The organism is Mesorhizobium sp. M7A.F.Ca.CA.004.06.1.1, from assembly GCF_003999135.1.
GTDB lineage: Bacteria > Pseudomonadota > Alphaproteobacteria > Rhizobiales > Rhizobiaceae > Mesorhizobium.
The window spans coordinates 1-593 of the sequence record NZ_RZPQ01001376.1 but is presented as its reverse complement, the minus strand read 5'-3'; the positions used below and the strand labels follow the sequence as shown (position 1 = coordinate 593).

General features: G+C 61.0%; 1 protein-coding gene. It reads left to right on the top strand.

What is annotated here, in order from left to right; translation table 11 throughout:
* Positions 1-92: 92 nt before the first annotated feature.
* Positions 93-593: DUF308 domain-containing protein (locus EN906_RS36430; RefSeq protein WP_164777723.1), on the top strand; the 501-nt coding region annotated here is incomplete at its 3' end.

Here is a 593-nt window from a genome sequence, read left to right as displayed (position 1 = left end):
CCTCCTCGGGTATTCCGTGGTCGCCACGCGATCTTCTGGCCCTTGGCCAGATGCATCAAGCCTATCCGATCCAGCAAAGAAGGAGACCTGAAATGTTCGACACCACCATCAACCGCTCGCCCGGAGCGCCACTGAAGGAACTTCACGGCAAGTGGGGTTGGTTCGTAGCGCTTGGCATTGGACTTCTGGTCACCGGTGCGATTGCGGGCCTAAACCTCCTGCTCGCGACGCTCGTATCCGTTCTCTATATTGCCGCCATGATGATCGCCGGTGGCGTGATGCAGATCATCCACGCCTTCACGACTGGCAGCTGGGGCCGCCGCTTTCTCTACCTCCTGGCCGGACTGCTCTATGCGGCTGCCGGAGCGATCTCGGTCTACGATCCTGTCTTAACCGCCGTCGGCATTTCCCTGGTGCTCGGCGTCCTGCTCATTGCCGCTGGCACCCTTCGCATTGTTATTGGCTTGCAGCTTCGCAGCCAGGGTGGGTGGGGATGGATCGCCGGCAGCGGCGTCTTCACCGTCGTTGTTGGCATGTTCATTGTCGCCACTTGGCCTGCCGTTGGCCTGTGGCTCCTCGGCGCAGTTCTCACC